Raw genomic sequence first — 21,485 nt, forward strand, 5'->3', positions numbered from 1 at the left:
GGAGGAGTCGTGGACATCAAAGACGTAATCGTCATCGGTGGTGGTATTAACGGTGCGGGGATTGCGGCCGACGCCGCCGGTCGTGGGCTATCGGTCCTGATGCTGGAGGCGCGCGACCTGGCCTGCGCCACCTCGTCGGCTAGCTCGAAGCTGATCCATGGCGGCCTGCGCTATCTTGAGCACTATGAGTTTCGATTGGTGAGCGAGGCCTTGGCGGAGCGTGAGGTGCTGCTGAAGATGGCGCCGCACATCGCCTTTCCGCTGCGCTTTCGCCTGCCGCATCAGCCGCATTTACGCCCGGCCTGGATGATCCGCGCCGGCCTGTTTCTGTATGATCATCTCGGTAAACGCACCAGTCTGCCGGGCAGCTGCGCTCTGCGCTTTGGCGTTGGCTCCGTGCTGAAGCCTAGCCTGACGCGCGGCTTTGAGTACTCCGACTGCTGGGTGGACGATGCCCGCCTGGTGGTGCTGAACGCCATGGCGGTGGTGGAGCGCGGCGGCGAGGTACGCACGCGCACCGAGGTGACCCGCGCCTGGCGGGAGGCGGGCATATGGGTGGTAGAGGCGCGCGACATCGACAGCGGGGAGACGCTGACCTGGCGCGCCCGTGGTCTGGTCAATGCCACCGGCCCGTGGGTCAAGCAGTTGTTTGATGACGGACTGCAGCTCAAGTCCCCCTACGGCATTCGGTTGATCAAGGGGAGCCATATCGTGGTTCCGCGGGTGCATGACCAACCGCAGGCGTATATTTTGCAAAATGAGGATCAGCGCATTGTCTTCGTGATCCCGTGGCTGGATGCGTTCTCCATCATCGGCACCACCGACGTGGAGTATCACGGCGATCCGCGCGCGGTGCAGATTGACGAGGGCGAAATAGACTATCTGCTTCAGGTCTACAATAGCCACTTTGTGCGCCAGCTGAACCGGCAAGATATCGTCTGGACCTACTCCGGGGTGCGCCCGCTGTGCGACGATGAGTCGGATTCGCCGCAGGCGATCACCCGTGACTATACGCTGGATATTCACGATCGGGACGGCGTGGCGCCGCTGCTGTCGGTCTTCGGCGGTAAGCTGACCACCTACCGTAAGCTGGCGGAGCATGCGCTGGAAAAGCTGCGTCCCTACTATCCGCACTGCGGCGATGCCTGGACCAGGGGGGCTGTGCTGCCCGGCGGGGAGATGGGCTGCGATCGGGACAGCTATGCCGTCGCGCTGCGTCAGCGCCACGACTGGCTGCCGCAGGCGCTGGCGCGCCGCTACGCTCATACCTACGGCGCGCGCAGTGAGGCGTTAATCGGCGCCGCGGCGTCGCTGGCCGACTTAGGCGAACACTTCGGTCATGGGCTGTATGCGGCGGAGCTCGACTATCTGGCGGCGCACGAGTGGGTCGCGACGGCGGAGGATGCTCTGTGGCGCCGCACCAAGCTGGGGATGTGGCTCGATGACGCGCAGCGTCAGCGGGTGGTTGAGTGGCTGGCGGCCCGGCGTCCGGCGGCGGAGACACCGTCGTCCTCCTGAAAATAGCCAAGGCCTCCTGCGGGAGGCCTTGGCACGCTGGGCTACTCAGAGCTTGACCGGTTTGATCTGCCAGATCTCGTCGGCATACTCACGAATGGTGCGGTCAGACGAGAAATACCCCATGTTGGCGATATTCAGCAGCGCCTTACGCGCCCACTCGTCGGGGTGCGCATACACCTCATCCACCTGATCCTGCATATCGACATAGCTGCGGTAGTCCGCCAGCAGCTGATAGTGATCGCCGAAGTTAATCAGCGAATCAAACAGACTGGCGTAGCGCCGCGGCTCCTCTGGGCAGAACAGCCCGGAGGCTATCTGGTTCAGCGCCTGGTTCAGCTCCGGATCGCGTTCGTAGTAGTCGCGTGGGTTATAGCCGTTACGCCGCAGCGCCTCCACCTCCTCGGTGGTATTGCCGAAGATAAACATGTTTTCGGCGCCGACTCGCTCGCGGATCTCGACGTTGGCGCCGTCCAGGGTGCCGATAGTCAGCGCGCCGTTGAGGGCGAACTTCATGTTGCTGGTGCCGGAGGCCTCGGTGCCGGCGGTTGAGATCTGCTCCGACAGATCGGCCGCCGGAATGATCAGCTGCGCCAGGCTGACGCTGTAGTTGGGGATGAATACGACCTTCAGCTGACCGCCCAGCCGCTCGTCGGCGTTGATCACCCTGGCGACGTCGTTGATCAGGCGGATGATCAGCTTGGCATTGTAGTAGGCGGAGGCCGCCTTGCCGGCGAAGATTTTCACCCGCGGTACCCGCTCCGCGTCCGGCTCCTGCAGGATACGGTTATACAGCGTAATGATGTGCAGCACGTTGAGCAGCTGGCGCTTATATTCGTGAATGCGTTTGACCTGGACGTCAAACAGCGCCTTGGGATTAATCACCGTATTCAGGTGTAGCGCGACGTACATCGCCAGCTGGCGCTTATTGTGCTGCTTGGCCAGCTGAATTTCGCGGATAAAGGTGGGATAGTCGGCGTGCGGCAGCAGCTCGCTGAGCATGCTCAGGTCGGTGCGCCAGCGCTGACCGATAGCGCCGTCCAGCACCTTTGACAGGGACTGATTGGCCTGCGCCAGCCAGCGGCGGGGAGTGATTCCGTTGGTTTTATTACAGAAGCGCCCAGGGAACAGGCGGGCGAAGTCGGCGAACAGCGAGGTGACCATCAGCTCTGAGTGCAGCTTGGAGACGCCGTTGACCTTGTGGCTGGCAACCACCGCCAGCCAGGCCATGCGCACCTGACGGCCGTTGCTCTCATCGATGATCGACACCCGGCGCAGCAGGGCATCGTCGTCGGGGTAGGCGTTCTGCACCTCCTTGAGAAAGTGGTCGTTGATCTCAAAGATGATCTGTAGATGGCGTGGCAGAATACGCCCCAGCATATCCACCGGCCAGGTTTCCAGCGCCTCGCTCATCAGGGTGTGGTTGGTATAGGAGAATATCTGCATGACGGCCTGCCAGGCCTGCTCCCAGTCGTAGTGATGCTCGTCGATCAGCAGGCGCATCAGCTCCGGAATGGAGAGCACCGGATGGGTGTCATTCAGGTGGATGGCCACCTTGTCTGCCAGGTTGTCCAGCCGATGGTGGGTGAGCAGATGACGGCTGATGATGTCCTGTACCGTCGCCGAGACCAGAAAGTACTCCTGGCGCAGACGCAGTTCGCGCCCGCAGTAGGTCGAGTCGTCCGGGTAGAGTACGCGCGATACGTTTTCCGAGTGATTTTTATCCTCAACGGCGGCAAAGTAGTCTCCCTGGTTGAATTTACCCAGGTTAATCTCGCTGCTGGCGCGCGCCGACCACAGGCGCAGGGTATTGGTCGCGCAGATATCAAAGCCGGGGATTATCTGATCGTAGGCCAGCGCCAGGACCTCTTCGGTCTCCAGCCAGCGGCTGCGGTTGCCCTCCTGCTGGATACGGCCGCCAAAGCGAACCCGGTAGCGGGTATTGTGGCGGACGAACTCCCAGGCGTTGCCATACTCCAGCCAGTTGTCCGGTGATTCGGCCTGCTGCCCGTTGACGATATTCTGTTTGAACATGCCATATTCATAGCGGATGCCATAGCCGTTGGCCGGTAGACCCTGGGTCGCCATCGAGTCCAGGAAACAGGCCGCCAGCCGCCCCAGACCGCCGTTGCCAAGCCCCGGGTCCAGCTCCTCGTTCAGCAGCTCATCCAGATCGATGCCCATTTCATCGAGCGCTTTCTTGGTCTCGTCGTACACGCCGATCGCCATCAGGGCGTTGGAGAGGGTACGTCCCAGCAGGAACTCCATCGAAAGGTAGTAGACCTGGCGTAGATCCTGCGAGTACTGGGCGCGAACCGAGCGCAGCCAGCACTCAACGATACGGTCGCGAACGGCGAACAGGGTCGCATTCAGCCAGTCGTGCTGGTTGGCGACGGAGGGATCCTTGCCGACGGTAAACATCAGCTTATAGGCAATAGAGTGTTTGAGCGCCTCAACGCTGACCACGGGGGACGTATAGTTAAAGGGTGAGTTAATCATGACAGCTCCCGATCCTCGGTGCCGGGCCATGCCCGGTTATAGTAGTACGGCGTTGGCCCCCGCGCATATCCGTTTGCCGCCAGGGGGCGCTCCGCCAGAGGGCCGGCCTGCGCCGGCCTGCATCGTATGGCCGCGTAGGCGTCGCCTACAGCAGTTGGCGGTACAGCGCCAGATAGCGTTCGGCGGCCAAATCCCAGCCGAATGACTGCGCCATGGCCTGGCGCTGCACGTAGCGCCACAGGGTCGGACGGTTCCACAATACCAGCGCCCGACGGATGGCGCTGGCGAGGTCGGCGGCGTTGGCGTCATGGAAGACGAAGCCGGTGGCGCTGCCGTCGGCCAGGTTTTCCAGCGCACAGTCGCTGACCGTGTCGGCCAGGCCGCCGGTGTGACGCACCAGCGGCAGCGAGCCGTATTTAAGGCCGTACAGCTGGGTCAGCCCACAGGGCTCAAATCGACTGGGTACCACGATCACGTCGGCGCCGGCCATGATGCGGTGCGAGAAGGCTTCGTGGTAGCCGATCTGGACGCCGACCTGTCCGGGGTATTCTGCGGCGACGGCGAGAAACGCCTCCTGCAGCTGGGCGTCGCCGGCGCCGAGCAGCGCCAGCTGAGCACCGCCCTCCAGCAGCGTAGGCAGCGCCGCCAGCAGCAGATCAAGCCCTTTCTGACCGGTGAGGCGGCTGACCACAGCGAACAGCGGTTTGTCGGCGTCAACCTCCAGCCCCATGGCCGTCTGCAGATGCAGCTTGTTATCCGCCTTATCGCGCAGCGTCTCCCGCCGGTAGGTGCGGGCGATCAGCGCGTCACTGGCCGGGTTCCAAATGGTATCGTCTACGCCGTTGAGGATCCCGCTCAGGGTGCCCTCCCGGGCGCGCCACTGCAGCAGCCCCTCCATGCCATAGGCAAACTCGGGATGCGTTATCTCCTGCGCATAGGTCGGACTGACGGTGGTCACGTGGTCGGCATAGTACAGACCGGCCTTCATGAAGGAGATTTGGCCGTGAAACTCCAGCCCGTAAATTTGGAAGAAGTGATGGGGCAGGGCTAGCTCGTCCAGATGGCGGGCGTTGAACAGCCCCTGGTAGGCCAGGTTGTGTACGGTAAAGACCGAGCGGGCAGGGTTGCCGCGCGCCGCCAGGTAGGCACAGGCTAGACCGGCGTGCCAGTCGTGGGCGTGAACTACCTGTGGGCGCCAGAAGGGATCGCAGTTACAGGCCAGTTCGGCGGCGATCCAGCCGAGCAGCGCAAAGCGCAGGTGGTTGTCGCCATAGGCGTTCTGCCACTGATCGTGGTAGGGGCTGCCGGGGCGCTGATACAGATGGGGCGCGTCGATCAGATAGACCCCGACGCCGCGGTAGACCCCATAGCGCAGGGTTACTCGCCCAGCAAAGGTGTCCAGGGTAGCCACTTCATCGCTGTCCGGGATCCCGGCGCAGATGGCCGGGAACCCCGGCACCAGTACGCGCACGTTGGCGCCCTGGGCTATCTGGGCGGCGGGCATAGCGCCGACCACATCGGCCAGGCCGCCGGTTTTCAGCAGCGGAAAAAGTTCAGAACACACGTGTAAGACGTACATTATTGCTCCTGTGCCTGCGGCCGATCAGGCCGCAGGGGATGATGACAGACGCGCGAGCATTTCACGCGTGACCAATACGATGCCGCTTTCCGAACGGTAAAAACGGCGGCTGTCCTCTTCGGCGTTTTCACCGATGACCATGCCCTCCGGCAGATGGCAGGCGCGATCGACGATGCAGCGGCGCAGCCGACAGGAGCGTCCGATGTAGACATCCGGCAGCAGCACGGAGGAGTCGATGGTGCAGAAGGAGTTAATGCGAACGCGCGGGAACAGCACGGAGTGCACGACGACCGAGCCGGAGATGATGCAGCCGCCGGAGACCAGCGAGTTCATGGTCATACCGTGGCTCCCCGAGCGGTCCTGCACAAACTTGGCCGGCGGCAGCGACTCCATGTAGGTGCGGATCGGCCAGTGGTTATCGTACATATCCAGCTCCGGGGTGACCGATGCCAGATCGAGGTTGGCCCGCCAGTAGGCGTCCAAGGTGCCGACATCGCGCCAGTAGGGCGGGGTATCGGCGTTCCCGCTGGTGACGCAGGAGAGCGTGAACGGGTGCGCCCAGGCACGGCCCTGCGCGGTGGCCTTAGGGATCAAATCTTGGCCGAAGTCGTGGCAGGAGCCGGGGGTATGAATATCCTCCTCCAGCAGCTGAAACAGGTAATCGGCGTTGAATACATAGATCCCCATGCTGGCCAGGGACATTTCGGGATCGCCCGGCATGCCCGGCGGCTGGGCCGGTTTTTCTAAAAACTTGAGGATACGGTGGTCGTCGCTGACTTCCATCACCCCAAAGGCGTTGGCTTCGGCGCGCGGCACCGGGATACAGGCGACGGTGCAGCCGGCGCCGTTTTCCACGTGGTCGAGCAGCATGCGCGAGTAGTCCATCTTGTAAATATGGTCGCCGGCCAGGATCACCACGTAGTCCGCCTGATAGCGGCGGATGATGTCCAGGTTTTGGTAAACGGCGTCGGCGGTGCCGCGATACCAGGTTTCCGAGGCATCGCGCTGCTGGGCTGGCAGCAGATCGACAAACTCGTTCATGGATTCGTTGAGGATCGACCAGCCGCGCTGGATGTGCTGCACCAGCGTATGGGAGTGGTACTGGGTGATCACCCCAATGCGCCGAATGCCGGAGTTGATACAGTTGGAGAGCGCAAAGTCGATAATGCGGAACTTCCCGCCAAAGTGGACCGCCGGCTTGGCGCGGGTCTTGGTGAGATCTTTCAGGCGCGAGCCGCGGCCGCCGGCCAGGATCAGCGCAACGGACTGCTGCGGCAGCTGGCGGGCCAACATCAGTTTATTTTGATTGTCCGATTTCACCATTTCCGACTCCTTATAAAAGGCCGCTCGCGCCGTCAAGGACGCAGCGCCAGCGCGCTAAATGCGCATAAAAAGACAGCAGCTGCGCGCCGCAAGATGCTGGCATCCGCCCTGCATGTCTTCCCGTAATACGGCAAACGGCGGCGGAATATGCCAGTCGCCCGGCGGCAGGACGATCGCCTGCGCCTGTGGCCCGCCGTTGATCACTAATAACCACTGCTCCGCCAGCAGGATCTGCAGCGCCACGGGGGGCACCGCCTGCCACTGCGCCTCCGTCATGGGCTGGGCATCGGCATTCAGCCAGCGTACGCTGCCGTCATTCTCGTTCCACCAGCGATTGTCGGTCAGCGTCGCGATACGGCGGCGCAGGTGGATCAGCTGGGCGGTAAACTGCAGCAGTCCCTCGTCGGCCTGGCGCCAGTCGAGCCAGGTGATGGGGTTATCCTGACAGTAGGCGTTATTGTTGCCCTGCTGGCTATGGCCAATCTCATCCCCGGCCAGCAGCATTGGCGTCCCCTGCGCCAGCAGCAGCGCGGTGAGCAGCGCTCGGGCGCTGGCTTGGCGCCGCGCCTGGATCTCATCCTCGGCATCAATGCCCTCTACGCCATGGTTGTGGCTGTAATTGTGGGTATTACCGTCGCGGTTGTTCTCCCCGTTAGCCTGGTTATGGCGCTGGCTGTAGCTGAGCAGGTCGCGCAGGGTGAATCCATCATGGCAGGTGATGTGGTTGATGCTGGACGAGGGCGTGCGCCCGTGGTGACGAAACAGATCGCTGGAGGCGGCGAAACGGGTAGCGAAGAGGCCGTTGGGCAGATCGCTATGCAGCCAGAAACGGCGCATATCATCGCGGAAGCGATCGTTCCACTCGGCGAAGTATTGGGGAAAATGGCCCAGTTGGTAGCCGTTTGGACCGATATCCCAGGGCTCAGCAATAAATTTAACCCGCGCCAGCAGCGGATCCTGGGCGATGGCGACAAACAGGGGGGAGTGGCGGACAAAGTCCGGCGTCCGCCCCAGTACTGTTCCCAGATCGAAGCGGAATCCATCAACGTGACAGGTTTCTACCCAGTAGCGTAGGCAATCCATGACCCACTGCACGCTGTGGGTCTTGGTCAGCCGCAGGGTATTGCCGCAGCCGCTCCAGTTTTCCAAGGCACCCTGCCCGTTGCGCCAGTAGTAGCTGCGGTTATCGATGCCGCGCAGCGAGACCATCGGTCCGCGCTCGTCCAACTCTGCGGTATGGTTAAACACCACGTCGAGTATCACCTCGATCCCCGCACGGTGCAGGGTGTTGACGGCGGCGCAGAATTCGCTCAGCGGCGTGGTGCCGGGACGCCCGGAGTGGTAGCGCGGTTCAATGGCGAAGGGGGCCAGCACGTTGTACCCCCAGTAGTTGCTTAGCCCCAGCCGCTGCAGGCGGGGCTCATCCGCATGCAGCTGGATGGGGAGCAGTTCCAGGGCGGTGATCCCCAGACGGGCGTAATGCTCCAGCATGATGGGGTGGGCCAGCGCCGCGTAGCTGCCGCGCAGATCCGGCGGGATGCCGGGATGCAGCCGGGTCAGGCCGCGGACGTGGGCCTCGTAGATAACCGTGCTGCCCCAGGGCGTATTGGGCGGCGCATCCTCCCGCCAGGCATACTGCTCGTCGCTGACGATGCAGCGCGGTAGCAGGTCACGGTTGTCACGCCAGTCCGGATCGCTCAGGCCACCGCACAGGCGGTCGTCCGCCGGCAGCGTGTGGCTCAGCGCCCGCGCATAGGGATCCAGCACCATCTTGGCCGGGTTAAAACGCAGCCCTTTCTCCGGCTGCCAGGGGCCGTATACGCGGTAGGTGTACTCCAGCCCGGCGTATCCGCCGGGCAGTAGGCCGTGCCAAATATCGCCGCTGCGCGCCGGCAGTTCATAGGACTGTTGATGGCCGTCCCTATCGAACAGGCACAGCTCTATGCGCTGCGCGTGCGCCGAGTAGATGGCGAAGTTGACCCCCTGCGGCGTCAGATGCGCGCCCAGTGGGTAGGGTTTACCCGGCCTGAGCATCGTCTCCGTCCCCATTATCCAGACACAGATAGAGCGTCGACAGCGGCGGCAGGGTTAGCTGGATGGAGTACTCACAGCCGTGGCTGCCCACCGCCTCGCTGAGTACGCCGCCCTGATTGCCACTGTTGCTGCCGTGGTAGTGGCTGGAGTCGGTATTGAGAATTTCGCGATAGCGCCCCGGCAGATCGACGCCGATACGGTAGTGATGACGCGGAACCGGCGTAAAGTTACTGACCACCAGCACCTCATTGCCCATATCGTCGCGGCGGACAAAGGCGAAGACCGAGTTCTGATCGTCATCGACCACTCGCCAGCGGAAGCCGCGCGCGTCGCAGTCCCAGCGGTGTAGGGCGCCGCAGTTGCGATAGCAGAGGTTCAGATCCCGCACCAGTCGCTGGACGCCGTGGTGCTCGTTATCTTCGCCCTCCAGCAGGTGCCAGTCCAGGCTGGACTCGTGGTTCCATTCGCGCCCCTGGGCAAATTCCCCGCCCATAAACAGCAGCTTTTTGCCGGGATGCGCCCACATAAAGCCGTAGTAGGCGCGCAGGTTGGCGAATTTCTGCCAGGCGTCACCGGGCATTTTATCCAGCAGCGAGCCCTTGCCGTGCACGACCTCGTCGTGGGAGAGGGCCAGCACAAAGTTTTCGCTCCAGGCGTACAGCAGGCCGAAGGTCATCAGATTGTGATGGTATTTGCGATAGACCGGATCGTGCTTCATGTAGTTGAGGGTATCGTGCATCCAGCCCATGTTCCACTTGAAGTGGAAGCCCAGGCCGCCGGTGTCCGGCGGCAGGGTGACGCCGGAAAAGTCGGTGGACTCTTCGGCCATGCAGACGCTGCCGGGCTGCTGTTCTCCCAGGGTCCGGTTGGTATAGCGCAGGAACTCGATGGCCTCCAGATTCTGGTTTCCGCCGTGGCAGTTGGGAACCCATTCGCCCGCGGCGCGGCTGTAGTCGCGGTAGACCATCGAGGCCACGGCGTCGACGCGCAGGCCGTCGATGCCATAGCGCTCCTGCCAGAACAGGGCGTTGCCCGCCAGGAAGTTACGCACCTCATAGCGACCATAGTTGTAGATCAGGGTATTCCAGTCTTGGTGGAAGCCTTCGCGCGGATCGGCATATTCATACAGCGCGGTGCCGTCGAAGTTGGCCAGCCCCCACTCGTCGCTGGGAAAGTGGCCGGGAACCCAGTCGAGCAGGACGTTGATCCCGGCGGCGTGGGCGGCATCGATAAATTCGCGGAACTCCTGCGGCGTGCCATAGCGCCGGGTCGGTGCGTATAGCCCCAGCGGCTGATAGCCCCAGGAGCCGTCGAAGGGGTGTTCATTGATCGGCAGCAGCTCGATATGGGTAAAGCCCATCTCTTTGACATAGGGGATGAGCTGCTCGGCCATCTCCCGGTAGCTCAGCCAGTAGCCGTTGTCGCTGTGGCGTCGCCAGGAGCCGAGGTGCACCTCATAGATGGAGATCGGGGCGCTGAAGCCATTGGCGGCGCTTCGTTGGGCGCTGATGGCGCTTCTTTCCGGCAGCGGGGCGACCAGCGAGGCGGTATCCGGCCGCATCTGGGCTTCAAAGGCGTAGGGATCGGCTTTCAGCACCCGCTCGCCGCGGGCGTCGATCAGCTCAAACTTATACAGCTCACCCGCTTCTACGCCGGGGATGAACAGCTCCCAGATGCCGCTTTCCCGGCGCAGGCGCATCGGATGGCGGCGCCCGTCCCAGACGTTAAAGTTGCCGACCACCGAGATGCGCTGGGCGTTGGGTGCCCAGACGGCGAAGCTGACGCCGCGGATATCGGCCAGTTGGGTCAGGTGGGCGCCCAGCCGCTCATAGGGACGCAGATGGGTGCCCTCTTTAAGCAGCCAGTTATCGATCTCGCCTAACAATGGCCCGAAACGGTAGGGATCTTCCAGTAGCTGCTGATGATTGGCCCAGGTGACGCGCAGTAGATAAGGGAAGGGATTCTTACGCCGCGGCACTAGGCCGCAGAAGAAACCGCCCTCATGGAGCCGCTCCAGCGTAGCCAGCGTGCGCCCGTTTTTACGGTCGACCACCTGAACCGATTCTGCCTCGGGCATCAGCGCCCGCACGGCCAGCCCTTTGGCCGTCGTGTGCATCCCCAACAGAGCGAAGGGATCGGCGCACTGGCCGGCGAGCAGTTGTTGGATCTTGTGAGTGCTGGGAAGTTCGGACATGGCATTCTTCCTTTAATTGACGGCAGGGGGTGCGTTCTACCCTAAAAGCGACGGAGCAGGGGAACGGGGTGCATCCTCATGCCGGCCATTCAGTCTGGGCGCTGACAGGGGACATCGGCACCCCGCAGCGCAAAAATGTTTCCTTAATGCGCGATGGCGGGCTTTGGCCGCCGCGACCCTGATTAAGCATAGTCAGCTTTGGGCGGCGGATAAGGCCCGGCGCACTTTTTGCCGTCAGGCCGGTACGGCCATGATGGGCGCCGCCTGGCGCACCGCCGGCAGGTTGGCCAACGCCTCTTGCGTCACTAAGACGATCCCATTAGGGCTGCGGTGAAAATAACGCGCGTCCTGCTGGGGGTCTTCGCCGATGGTCAGGCCATCCGGCAGGCGGCAGCCGCGATCGATGACGCAGCGCTGCAGGCGGCAGCCGCGCCCGACATAGACCTCCGGCATCAGAACGCTGGCCTCAATTCGCGCCTCTGGGGCGACCTCGACACGCGCGGAGAGGATCGCGTTATGGATCTGGGCGCTGTCGATGACGCAGCCGCCGCCGATCAGGGCGTTTTCAATGACGTTACCGGCGTGGCGGGCCGACTGCTTGAAGCGGGCCGGCGCCAGCTGGGCATGTTTGCTGATGATGGGCCAGTTCGGATCGAACGGATCCAGGCGCGGCGGGGCGCTGATCAGATCGATGTTGGCTTCCCAGTAGGCGTCCAGAGTGCCGACATCGCGCCAATAGGCTTCGCCGTCGGCGGTAAACCCCATGCAGGAGCGGCCAAAGGGATGTGCATAGGCGACGCCTTCGCGTACTGCGGCCGGAATAATATCCTGGCCAAAGTCGAAGCTGGTTTCCGGATCGGTCTGCGCCTCTTCCAGCGCCTGATAGAGATAGTCGGCGTTGAAGATATAGATCCCCATCGATGCCAGCGAGCGCTGTGGGTTGCCCGGCATGGCCGGAGGGTGCGACGGTTTTTCTTCAAAACGGGTGATGCGGAACTGCTCATCGACCGCCATCACGCCAAAGGCGTGGGCCTGTTCGCGGGGAACCTCGATGCAGCCGACGGTGCAGCGTGCGCCGGACTTCACGTGATCCAACAGCATTTGGGCATAGTTCATTTTATAAATATGGTCGCCAGCCAGGATCACCACATATTCTGGCCGGTAATGACGCTGCATGATCTCTTTATTCTGGTATACCGCATCGGCGGTGCCGCGATACCAGCATCCCTCTTCCAGCTGCTGGCGGGCCGGCAGCAGATCGATAAACTCGTTGCGCTCGGCGTGCAGAAATGACCAGCCGTGCTGAATATGACGCAGCAGCGAGTGTGCCTTGTACTGGGTGATCACCCCTACGCGGCGCAGGCCGGAGTTAATACAGTTTGAAAGGGTGAAGTCGATGATGCGAAAACGGCTGCCAAAATAGACTGCGGGTTTGGCCCGGCCGTCGGTCAGGCCATTAAGACGGGTTCCCCGTCCGCCGGCTAATACCAGCGCCACCGTCCGTTGGGTTAATTGGCCGATCAGAGCAATATCTGTAACGCTATGAGTCATGGTCACTTCCTTTTTGACAATTCCATATGCCGCCCCGCCCGCCGCCAGGCAAGGGAAAGCGCGGATGGCGCCTGTCATCCGCAACAACAGTTTGGCGATCCAGTATTAGCGTACTGCGGTGTAATAATAACGGACATCATTGATATAAATGAAATAAACTGAATGCTTATTTAATACCAAAATAATACGTTAACTGCTCATGACAATCACACTGTGATCGATAATGTAAACTCACTCTTTTTTAAATTCAATGAGAGATTGTGCTATTGCGCAGGATGCCGGAATAAATGGATAGCGAGAGATATTACTTATATGGATAACATCTGCTAAATTAGCGTTAAATTTGAAGGTGGATATATATTGGTATTAAGTTGGGATGGGTTGATTTATAAGGAGGAATATTTTTTCTTAGCATAAAAAACGGAAGTTGCAAATAAATCACGGCTGTTTTTTAGCAGCCATGATTTATTGTTTTAGCCTCTAGCCCGCGGAAACTTTTTTACGGCGCTGATCCAAATCTTTTATCAATCGATTAATTTGCATATTATTAAACATATCCTCCAGCGTCACGCTCAGCTTGCGGCGCCAGTTCGGGTATTCATCACAGGTGCCGGGAACGTTGACCGGCGCCGCCATGTTCAGCCAATCCTCCGGCTGCAGTCCGAGCAGGGCGCTGGCGCTGTCGGCCACGTAGCGTTGGATCCCGCGGCTCAGGACGGGCGTCATCGCCATACGGTCCGCGTGCCGTCCGCTGCGCTGCGGCAGGCAGCCGTAGTGGTGCAGTCCGTCAAGCAGCCCCTGCTTGGCGGCGGCGCGGCCGCGGTACAGCCCGGCCAGAACCTCGGCGTCGGGATAGAGCCCCAGCCGCTCACCGAGCCGCAGATCGTCGGCCTGCCAATAGCCGTTCAGCGTCGGCAGGTCGTGGGTGGTCACCGTCGCCATGGCCTGTACGTTATAGGTCTGCGGCGCTCGAAAGACGTTTTCGCTATCGTGCTCAAAGTAGAGCACCTTGTAGGAGTACACGCCGTATTCGCGCAGCTTGGCGATGATTTCGACCGGTACGGTGCCGAGATCTTCGCCGATGACCATGCAGCGGCTACGCTGGCTTTCCAGCGCCAGAATGGCCAGCAGATCGTCGAGGGGATAGCCGACATAGGCGCCCTCTGATGCCGCCTCACCCTGCGGTATCCACCATAGCCGCAGCAGCGACATCACATGATCGATGCGCAGCGCGCCGCAGTGGCGCATGTTGGCGCGCAGCATGTCGATGAACGGTTGATAGGCGAGATCGCGCAGCGTATGGGGATCCATCGGCGGCAGTCCCCAGTTTTGCCCCAGCGGGCCGAGGATGTCGGGGGGGCGCCGACCGAGGCGCGCAGGCAGTAAAGCTCTGGTTCACTCCAGGTCTCCGCACCGCCCTCGGCGACGCCCACCGCCAGATCGCGGTACAGTCCGATCGGCATCGATTGGCGGCAGGCCTGCTGATAGCAGTCGGCCAGCTGGCTGTCTGCCAGCCACTGTAGCCACAGAAAAAACGTCACCTCCTGCGGATAGCGCTGACAGAAGCGGGCAACCTCCGGGCTATCGGCGCGGCGCAGGGACGGCGGCCAGACAGGCCACCCCCACATCTGCTCATCCTCACTGTGCAGGTGGCGGTGCAGGGCGTCAAACGCGGCCTGGTGGCGCAGGCTATCTCCCCCCTGGCGGACAAAGTGGCGGAAAGCGCTGGCCCGGGCATCGGCGCCCTGTGCGTCGAACGCGTGAAAGGCCAGGCGCAGCCCCTCCAGCTTCAGGGCGTATACGGCGGGATAATCGACCCAGTCGCTGGCGCGGGCGGCGTCCAGACGCTGACGGGTCGCGGGATCCTGCCACCATCGCTGGGCGGCGTCGCTGCGCTGGAACTCGTCGACCCGGTTGACATCAATATAGATGATGTTCAGCCAGCGACGTGATGACGGGCTGTAGGGGCTTATGCTGTGCGGGTTGGCGGGATACAGGGCATGGATGGGATTCAGGCCGACAAAGGCGCCGCCGCGCTGGGCGAGCTGTCCGATCAGCTGGGCCAGATCGCCGAAGTCACCGATCCCCCAGTTCTGCGCGGAGCGCAAGGTATACAGCTGTACGCAGGCGCCCCAGAGCTTTCGGCCGGTCAGCAGGGCGTCCGGCTCATGGCAGCGCGCCGGTGCAATAATGATCCGGCACGGCCACTGCTGCTGCCCGTCGCTGAGCAGCAGGCGGTGGTAGCCCAGCGGCAGGTCGTGCGGCAGCGCCAGATGCTTACGCCGGCTCAGTCGACCCTGATAGGCCGGCTGGGCGTCGTTTTCCAGCGTGAGGGACCAGTGGTAGTGGCCCCCCTGACGCAGGGCGATGACCGGCGTACTCCGCTGTCCGGCCACCAGGACGGCCGGTAGCGGCGCATCGGCGGGCGTACGCGGCGGCATGGCGTCGAGCAGGCGCCGTTTGGTCTGCGCGCTGATGGCCTGAACGCGGCCGTGCGCGTTGATATAGCTGTCGGCGATCCCCGCCTGGGCCGCCTGCTGCTCCAGGAGGGTGTGCGGCGTAGTGCGTTGCATGGCGACTCCTTAACGCTGGCGCTGCCAGATGCGCTGTTGATAGTCGCGGATGGCCCGATCGGCGCTGAACATGCCCACCCGTGCCGTGTTGAGGATGGTCTTCTCGGTCCACGCTTCGCTATCGCGGTAGAGGGTGTCCACCCGGGCCTGTGTCTGGCAGTAATCGGCGAAGTCAGCCAGCACCAGATAGGGGTCGCCGCCCTGCAGCAGGCTGTGCAGCATCATGTCAAAGGCGTGGCGGTCGCCCTGGCTGTAGTGGCCGGAGCCCAGCTCATCGATGATGGCCTTCAGACGTTTGTCCTGCCGATAGAGGCGGAGCGGGTCGTAGCCGGCGGCCAGGGTCGCCTTCACCTCTTCGACGGTCAGGCCGAAGATGAAGATATTCTCTTCTCCCACCTGCTCGGCGATCTCGACGTTGGCGCCGTCCAACGTACCCACGGTCAGCGCGCCGTTCAGGGCCAGCTTCATGTTACCAGTGCCGGAGGCCTCTTTCCCCGCGGTGGAGATCTGCTCTGATACGTCGGCCGCCGGGATCATCAGCTCGGCCAGGGAGACGCGGTAGTCGGGTAGAAAGGCGACCTGCAGGCGATCCTTGACCCGCGGGTCGCTGTTGATGACCTCTGCCACCCGGTTGATGGCATAGATGATGTTTTTGGCCAGGTAGTAGCCCGGCGCTGCCTTGGCCCCGAACAGGAAGACGCGCGGAGCTCGATCGGCGTTGGGATTGGCGCGCAGCTCATGGTACAGGGAGAGGATATGCAGCAGGTTGAGGTGCTGACGCTTGTACTCATGCAGCCGCTTGATCTGTACGTCGAAGATGGCGTCGGTATTCAGCGTCAGCCCCTGGGTCTGCCGAACGTAGTGGGCCAGCGCCGCTTTATTCTGCTGCTTGATCTGACGGTACGCCGCGCGGAACCCGGTCTGGCCGGCATAGGGCTCCAGCGCGCGGAGGGCATCCAGATCGTTGGCCCATTCGCGCCGTAGTGTATTGTCGATCAGCGTAGACAGGGCCGGGTTACACTGCTTGAGCCAGCGGCGCGGGGTGATCCCGTTGGTCACGTTATGGAATTTTTGCGGCCACAGCTGGTGGTACTCGGGGAACAGATCGCTTTTGACCAGCGCCGAGTGCAGCTGCGCGACGCCGTTGACGGCAAAGCCGGCGACGACGCACAGGTTGGCCATGCGCACCCGTCGATCGTGTACGATAGCGACGCGTTGCCACAGCGCCTTATCGCCCGGCCAGCGCTGCTCGACCAGCTCGCGGAAGCGGGCGTTGATCTGGCGGATGATGTCATGGTGGCGCGGGAGCAGGCTGCGGATCAGGCTTTCGCTCCAGCACTCCAGCGCCTCTGGCATCAGCGTATGGTTGGTGTAGGCAAAGGTCTGGCCGGTGATGGCCCAGGCCTGATCCCAGTCCATGCCGTGCTCATCGAGCAGAATGCGCATCAGCTCGGGGATGGCGATGGTCGGGTGCGTATCGTTGAGCTGGATGACCTCATACTGCGCCAGATCGTCGATACGGCGCCCGGCCAGATGGTGTCGGCGCAGGATATCGGCCAGCGAGCAGGCGCAGTGGAAGTATTGCTGCATCAGGCGCAGCCGTTTGCCGGCCGGGTGGTTATCGTTGGGATAGAGTATCTTGGTCAGCTTGGCGGCCTCTATTCCCTGGCGCTCGGCGCGCAAAAACTGCCCGCGATCAAAGCTGTCGAGATCGAAGGGATGATCGTGACAGGCGACCCACAGACGCAGCGGCTGGCTGATGCCGTTGCGGTAGCCGACTACCGGCAGATCGCGCGCGACGCCGCGCAGGGTTAGCGCCGGCTGCCAGCGCAGCGCGCCGTTTTCACGCAGCAGTTTGCCGCCCAGGCTGACGTGGACATCCCGCGCCCGATTGTGACGCATCCACGGGTAGTCGTCCCGCTCCCAGGCATCCGGGGCCTCCTGCTGCTGGCATGCCTGAAAGGACTGGCGGAACAGTCCATACTGGTAGCACAGGCCATAGCCGATGGCCGGCTGTTTAACGCAGGCCATGGCGTCGAGGAAGCAGGCCGCCAGGCGGCCGAGGCCGCCGTTGCCCAGCGCCGGATCGACCTCTTGCTCCAGCAGATCGCTTAACGCGATGTCATAGCGTTCAAGGGCCTGGGCGACGGCGGGATACCAGTCTAGATTGAGCAGATTATTGCCGGTCAGGCGGCCGATGAGAAACTCCATCGACAGATAGTTTACGCGGCGTTGGCCATCGTCGGACGCGCTGGCCGGGCGGGTTGCGGCCGCCAGCTGCGCCGAGCAGGCCAGGCTGACCGCCTGCCACCACTGATGCGGCGTCATTTGCGCTGCGCTCTCCATTCCCAATCCTTGCCAGTGGCGGGTCAGCGCCGCGTGGAAAGCCTGCTGATCGAACGGGGTATACGACATAGGCATCTCTCTCAAAGCGTCAAAATGAAAGTATTAAGTATGATGGCCATCCTGACGATCTCGCCGAGTGAAAACATCCTCCCGTCGTCGGCTGAGCTGGGGAGGAGCCACAGGGCGTAGTCAGAAGTGTGATCGGTGCCGCGCTATAGCAGGGCTATAATCACGTTACGTTACCGTTTCGCGCTGTACTGATCGTCGGGTTATAACAGCAAAATATGGACTATTAGCGGCGATTGAGCGGCAAATGAGATTAACTCGGTAAAAAATGTGATCAGCCGCAATTTCCTGTTATTGGGGGCTGAACCCCGGTTGCAATAGCGCGCGCATTGTCAGACCTTAAAGGACAGCTATTAATTACGAGGCGCAAAATAAATAGGCGCCCGTAGCGGCGATTTCTGGGGCAGGGTGTCGCTCCTGCGCGCGAACCGGCACGGGCCGAGCGCCGAGGAGGGACACCGGAAGGGGTACGGGTAACTATGCTGATTCCGTCGAAATTAAGCCGTCCGGCGCGGCTGCAGACTACGGTGGTGCGGGAACATTTACTGACCAGACTGGATGCGGCGCGTAATTACCGTCTGGTGTTGGTCAATGGCCCCGCAGGGTACGGTAAGACGACCCTGATGGCGCAGTGGGCGCAGGAGAAGGCACACCTGGGCTGGTATTCGCTGGATGAAAGCGACAACCAGCCGGAGCGCTTTGCCAGCTACCTGATTGCCGCCCTGCAGCAGGCCACCGGCGGCCACTGCGCTAAAAGCGAGGCGATGAGCCAGAAGCACCAGTATGCCACGCTGTCTGCGCTGTTCTCCCAGCTGTTCATTGAACTGGCCGATTGGCAGACGCCGCTGTATCTGGTGATCGACGATTATCATTTGCTCACCCATCCTCCGCTGCATGAGGCGATGCGCTTCTTCCTGCGTCATCAGCCCGATAATCTGACCCTGTGTCTGATGTCACGCACGCTGCCCCCGCTGGGGATTGCCAATTTGCGGGTGCGTGAGCAGCTGCTGGAGATCAATACCCGTCAGCTGGCCTTTAATCACCGCGAAGCCAGCCAGTTTTTTCATCAGCGTCTGAGTGCGCCGCTGGCCGATGACGAAATGCATGCGCTGTGCGATGAGGTAGAAGGCTGGCCGACGGCGCTGCAGCTGATCGCGCTGTCGGCGCGTCAGTCATCGGCCCAGGCTCAGGCATCGGCTCGCCGCCTGGCACGCATCAATGCTACGCATCTGGCGGACTACCTGGCGGATGAGGTGCTGGATCGGGTGGATGACGATACGCGCGGCTTTCTGCTGCAGTGTTCGGCGCTGCGTTCGATGAACGACGCGCTGATCTGCGCTCTGACCGGCGAGGAGGAGGGCCAGCTGCGTCTGGAGGAGCTGGAGCGGCAGGGGCTATTTATCCACCGTATGGACGGCGACGGGGAGTGGTTCTGTTTTCACCCGCTGTTCGCTCACTTCCTGCGCAGCCGTTGCCAGCGGGAGATGGCGAGCATACTGCCGCAGCTGCACCGCCGCGCGGCGCAGGGTTGGCTGGATCAGGGGTTTCCGGCGGAGGCGATCCACCACGCGCAGGCGGCCGGAGACACGGCGTTGCTGCGCGATATTCTGCTGCAGCACGCTTGGGCGCTCTTCCACCAGAGTGAGCTGGCGCTGCTGGAGTCCTGCCTGAATACCCTGCCGTACGACGTGTTGATCCAGAATCCCAGCCTGGCGCTGCTGCAGGCCTGGCTGGCGCAGAGTCAGCACCGCTACGGTGAGGTCAACACGCTGCTGGCGCGCGCCGAGCAGGAGATGGGGCTGCGTCAGATCTCGCTAGAGGCGGCGCTGCAGGCCGAGTTCGACGCGCTGCGAGCCCAGGTCGCGATCAATGGCGGGCGACCGCACGATGCCGAGCGCTTAGCGACTGAGGCGCTGCGCCATCTGCCGATCGGCAGCTATTACAGCCGGATCGTGAGCAGCTCCGTGTTAGGCGAGGTGCTGCACTGTAAAGGGGTTCTGGCGCGGGCGCTGCCGATGATGCAGCAGACCGAGCAGGTGGCTCGTCGCCACCAGACCTACCACTATGCTCTGTGGGCGCTGCTACAGCAGAGTGAGATCCTGATAGCCCAGGGGTTCTTGCAGGCCGCCTACGAGACCCAGGATAAGGCCTTTGAACTGGTCGACGAGCAGCATCTGCAGCAGCTGCCGATGCATGAGTTTTTACTGCGCATCCGCGCCCAGGTGCTGTGGTCGTGGATGCGGCTAGACGAGGCGGAGCGCGCGGCGCGCGATGGGCTGGCGGTGCTGGCCAACTTTGAACCGCAGCAGCAGCTGCAGTGTCTGGCGCTATTGGCCAAGTGCTCGCTGGCGCGCGGCGATCTGGATAACGCCGGACAGCATCTGCGCCGCTGCGAAACCCTGCTGCAGGCCGGAAACTATCACAGCGACTGGCTGGTGAATGCGGATAAGGCACGGGTGATCTACTGGCAGATTACCGGCGATCGTCAGGCGGCCAGTCGCTGGCTGCTGCAGGCGGTGCGCCCGGCGGCGTCGGATAACCACTTTTTACAAGGGCAGTGGCGTAATATCGCGCGGGTTCAGATCATGCTGGGACAGTATGATGAGGCTCAGGCGGTGCTAGAGCAGCTGAATGCGGCGGCGCGTCGGCTGCGCCTGGTCAGCGATCTGAACCGTAACCTGCTGCTGAGCAACCTGCTGTATTGGCACACGGATCGCAAAAGCGAAGCCCTGCGCGTGCTGATGGAGGCGCTGAGCCTGGCCAATCGCACCGGCTTTGTCAGCCACTTTGTCATTGAGGGTGAGGTGATGGCCCAGCAGCTGCGTCAGCTGCTGCAGCTCAATACCCTGCCGGAGATGGAGGTGCATCGTGCTCAGCGGATTCTGCGTGATATTAACCAGCATCACCGGCATAAGTTTGCCCATTTTGACGAACAGTTCGTCGAGCGTTTGCTGAACCATACCCAGGTGCCGGAGCTGATCCGTACCAGTCCGCTGACCCAGCGCGAATGGCAGGTGCTGGGGCTCATCTATTCGGGCTACAGCAACGAGCAAATCGCCGATGAGCTGGCGGTGGCGGCGACCACCATTAAAACCCATATCCGCAATCTGTATCAGAAACTGGGGGTGGCACACCGTCAGGAGGCCGTGCGTCAGGCGCAGGATATCATGCGTCTGATGGGCTATGGGGTCTGATCAGCGCCAGATCAGCAGTACGCAGGCGGCGGTCAGCGTCCCCATGGCCAGGTTAAAGGTGAACCAGGCGCGTCGGCTTTGCAGCAGGCGCCCGATCAGGGTGCCGAAGCCTAACCACAGCGCGCCGGCCAGCAGATTGACCAAGAGCATTCCCAGGCTGATGGCGGCGATGGTCATCAGATAGCGCTCGCCGGGCAGGCTAAAGCTGGTTACCGCGCCCAGGGCCATCAGCCAGGCCTTAGGGTTCAGAAACTGCAGCAGCCAGCCCTGTCGCCAGCTGACGGTGTCGTCTAAGGCGACGCTACCGTCGCTCAGGCGGGTATAGCGCGACGTCGCCACCTTCCAGGCGATATACAGCAGGTAGAGGCTGCCCGCGCCTTTGAGCAGGGTGTGCAGCGTCGGGTAGAGCAGCAGTAGGCTGCCAACGCCAAAGGCGATCAGCAGCAGCAGCGTTTGCATGCCTAGCATGATGCCGAGCATGAGCGGCAGCGAGCGGTAAAACCCCAGATTGGCGCTGGAGCTGGTCAACAGCATATTGTTGGGGCCTGGGGTCACGGCTGCAACCCACAGGAAACCCAGCAGGGAGAGAAACAGAGGGCTGTCCATGCTAA

Annotated in this window: 10 protein-coding genes and 1 pseudogene; 2 read left to right on the forward strand and 9 right to left on the reverse strand. The window is 62.2% G+C overall.

The annotated features are described in order from the left end of the window. Positions 1 to 9 precede the first annotated feature (9 nt). Positions 10 to 1,518, forward strand: coding sequence for a glycerol-3-phosphate dehydrogenase (gene glpD, locus QY76_RS03915; RefSeq protein WP_034163933.1), 1,509 nt, complete (start codon positions 10 to 12; stop codon positions 1,516 to 1,518). Positions 1,519 to 1,563: 45 nt separating this feature from the next. Here the strand turns inward: glpD and glgP are convergent, their stop codons facing one another. From glgP to malP, 8 genes and pseudogenes are all read right to left on the reverse strand, one after another. Continuing rightward, positions 1,564 to 4,011, reverse strand: a complete 2,448-nt coding sequence (gene glgP / locus QY76_RS03920; RefSeq protein ID WP_034164078.1) for a glycogen phosphorylase — start codon at positions 4,009 to 4,011, stop codon at positions 1,564 to 1,566. Between the two features lie 148 nt (positions 4,012 to 4,159). Then, on the reverse strand, positions 4,160 to 5,593 hold the full coding sequence (gene glgA, locus QY76_RS03925; RefSeq protein WP_034163932.1) for a glycogen synthase GlgA: 1,434 nt from the start codon (positions 5,591 to 5,593) through the stop codon (positions 4,160 to 4,162). A gap of 24 nt (positions 5,594 to 5,617) precedes the next feature. Beyond that, positions 5,618 to 6,916, reverse strand: coding sequence for a glucose-1-phosphate adenylyltransferase (gene glgC, locus QY76_RS03930; protein ID WP_034163931.1), 1,299 nt, complete (start codon positions 6,914 to 6,916; stop codon positions 5,618 to 5,620). A gap of 54 nt (positions 6,917 to 6,970) precedes the next feature. Next, positions 6,971 to 8,950, reverse strand: a complete 1,980-nt coding sequence (gene glgX, locus QY76_RS03935) for a glycogen debranching protein GlgX (protein WP_045426075.1) — start codon at positions 8,948 to 8,950, stop codon at positions 6,971 to 6,973. Then, entirely contained in the window at positions 8,934 to 11,144 is a 2,211-nt protein-coding gene (glgB, locus tag QY76_RS03940; protein WP_045426078.1) for a 1,4-alpha-glucan branching protein GlgB, read from the reverse strand. Before glgB ends, glgX begins: the two co-directional genes overlap by 17 nt. Positions 11,145 to 11,378: 234 nt before the next feature. Beyond that, complete coding sequence (glgC, locus tag QY76_RS03945; protein ID WP_045426081.1) at positions 11,379 to 12,695, reverse strand: glucose-1-phosphate adenylyltransferase; 1,317 nt, start codon at positions 12,693 to 12,695, stop codon at positions 11,379 to 11,381. Between the two features lie 480 nt (positions 12,696 to 13,175). Continuing rightward, positions 13,176 to 15,268: pseudogene (gene malQ, locus QY76_RS03950) on the reverse strand (4-alpha-glucanotransferase). A 9-nt stretch (positions 15,269 to 15,277) separates the two neighbouring features. Then, the gene (gene malP, locus QY76_RS03955; protein ID WP_034163924.1) at positions 15,278 to 17,683 is read right to left on the reverse strand and encodes a maltodextrin phosphorylase; all 2,406 of its coding nucleotides are present in this window, start codon (positions 17,681 to 17,683) and stop codon (positions 15,278 to 15,280) included. 476 nt (positions 17,684 to 18,159) lie between these two features. On the opposite strand from malP, the gene malT reads away from it, so the two are divergent. After that, on the forward strand, positions 18,160 to 20,874 hold the full coding sequence (gene malT / locus QY76_RS03960) for an HTH-type transcriptional regulator MalT (RefSeq protein WP_045426084.1): 2,715 nt from the start codon (positions 18,160 to 18,162) through the stop codon (positions 20,872 to 20,874). On the opposite strand, the gene QY76_RS03965 is transcribed toward malT, so the two are convergent. Beyond that, a complete protein-coding gene (locus tag QY76_RS03965) occupies positions 20,875 to 21,480 on the reverse strand; it encodes a LysE family translocator (protein WP_045426087.1) in 606 nt (201 codons plus the stop codon). Positions 21,481 to 21,485 lie beyond the last annotated feature (5 nt).

It is taken from the genome of Edwardsiella sp. EA181011 (genome assembly GCF_000800725.1).
Taxonomy (GTDB): Bacteria; Pseudomonadota; Gammaproteobacteria; order Enterobacterales; family Enterobacteriaceae; genus Edwardsiella; species Edwardsiella anguillarum.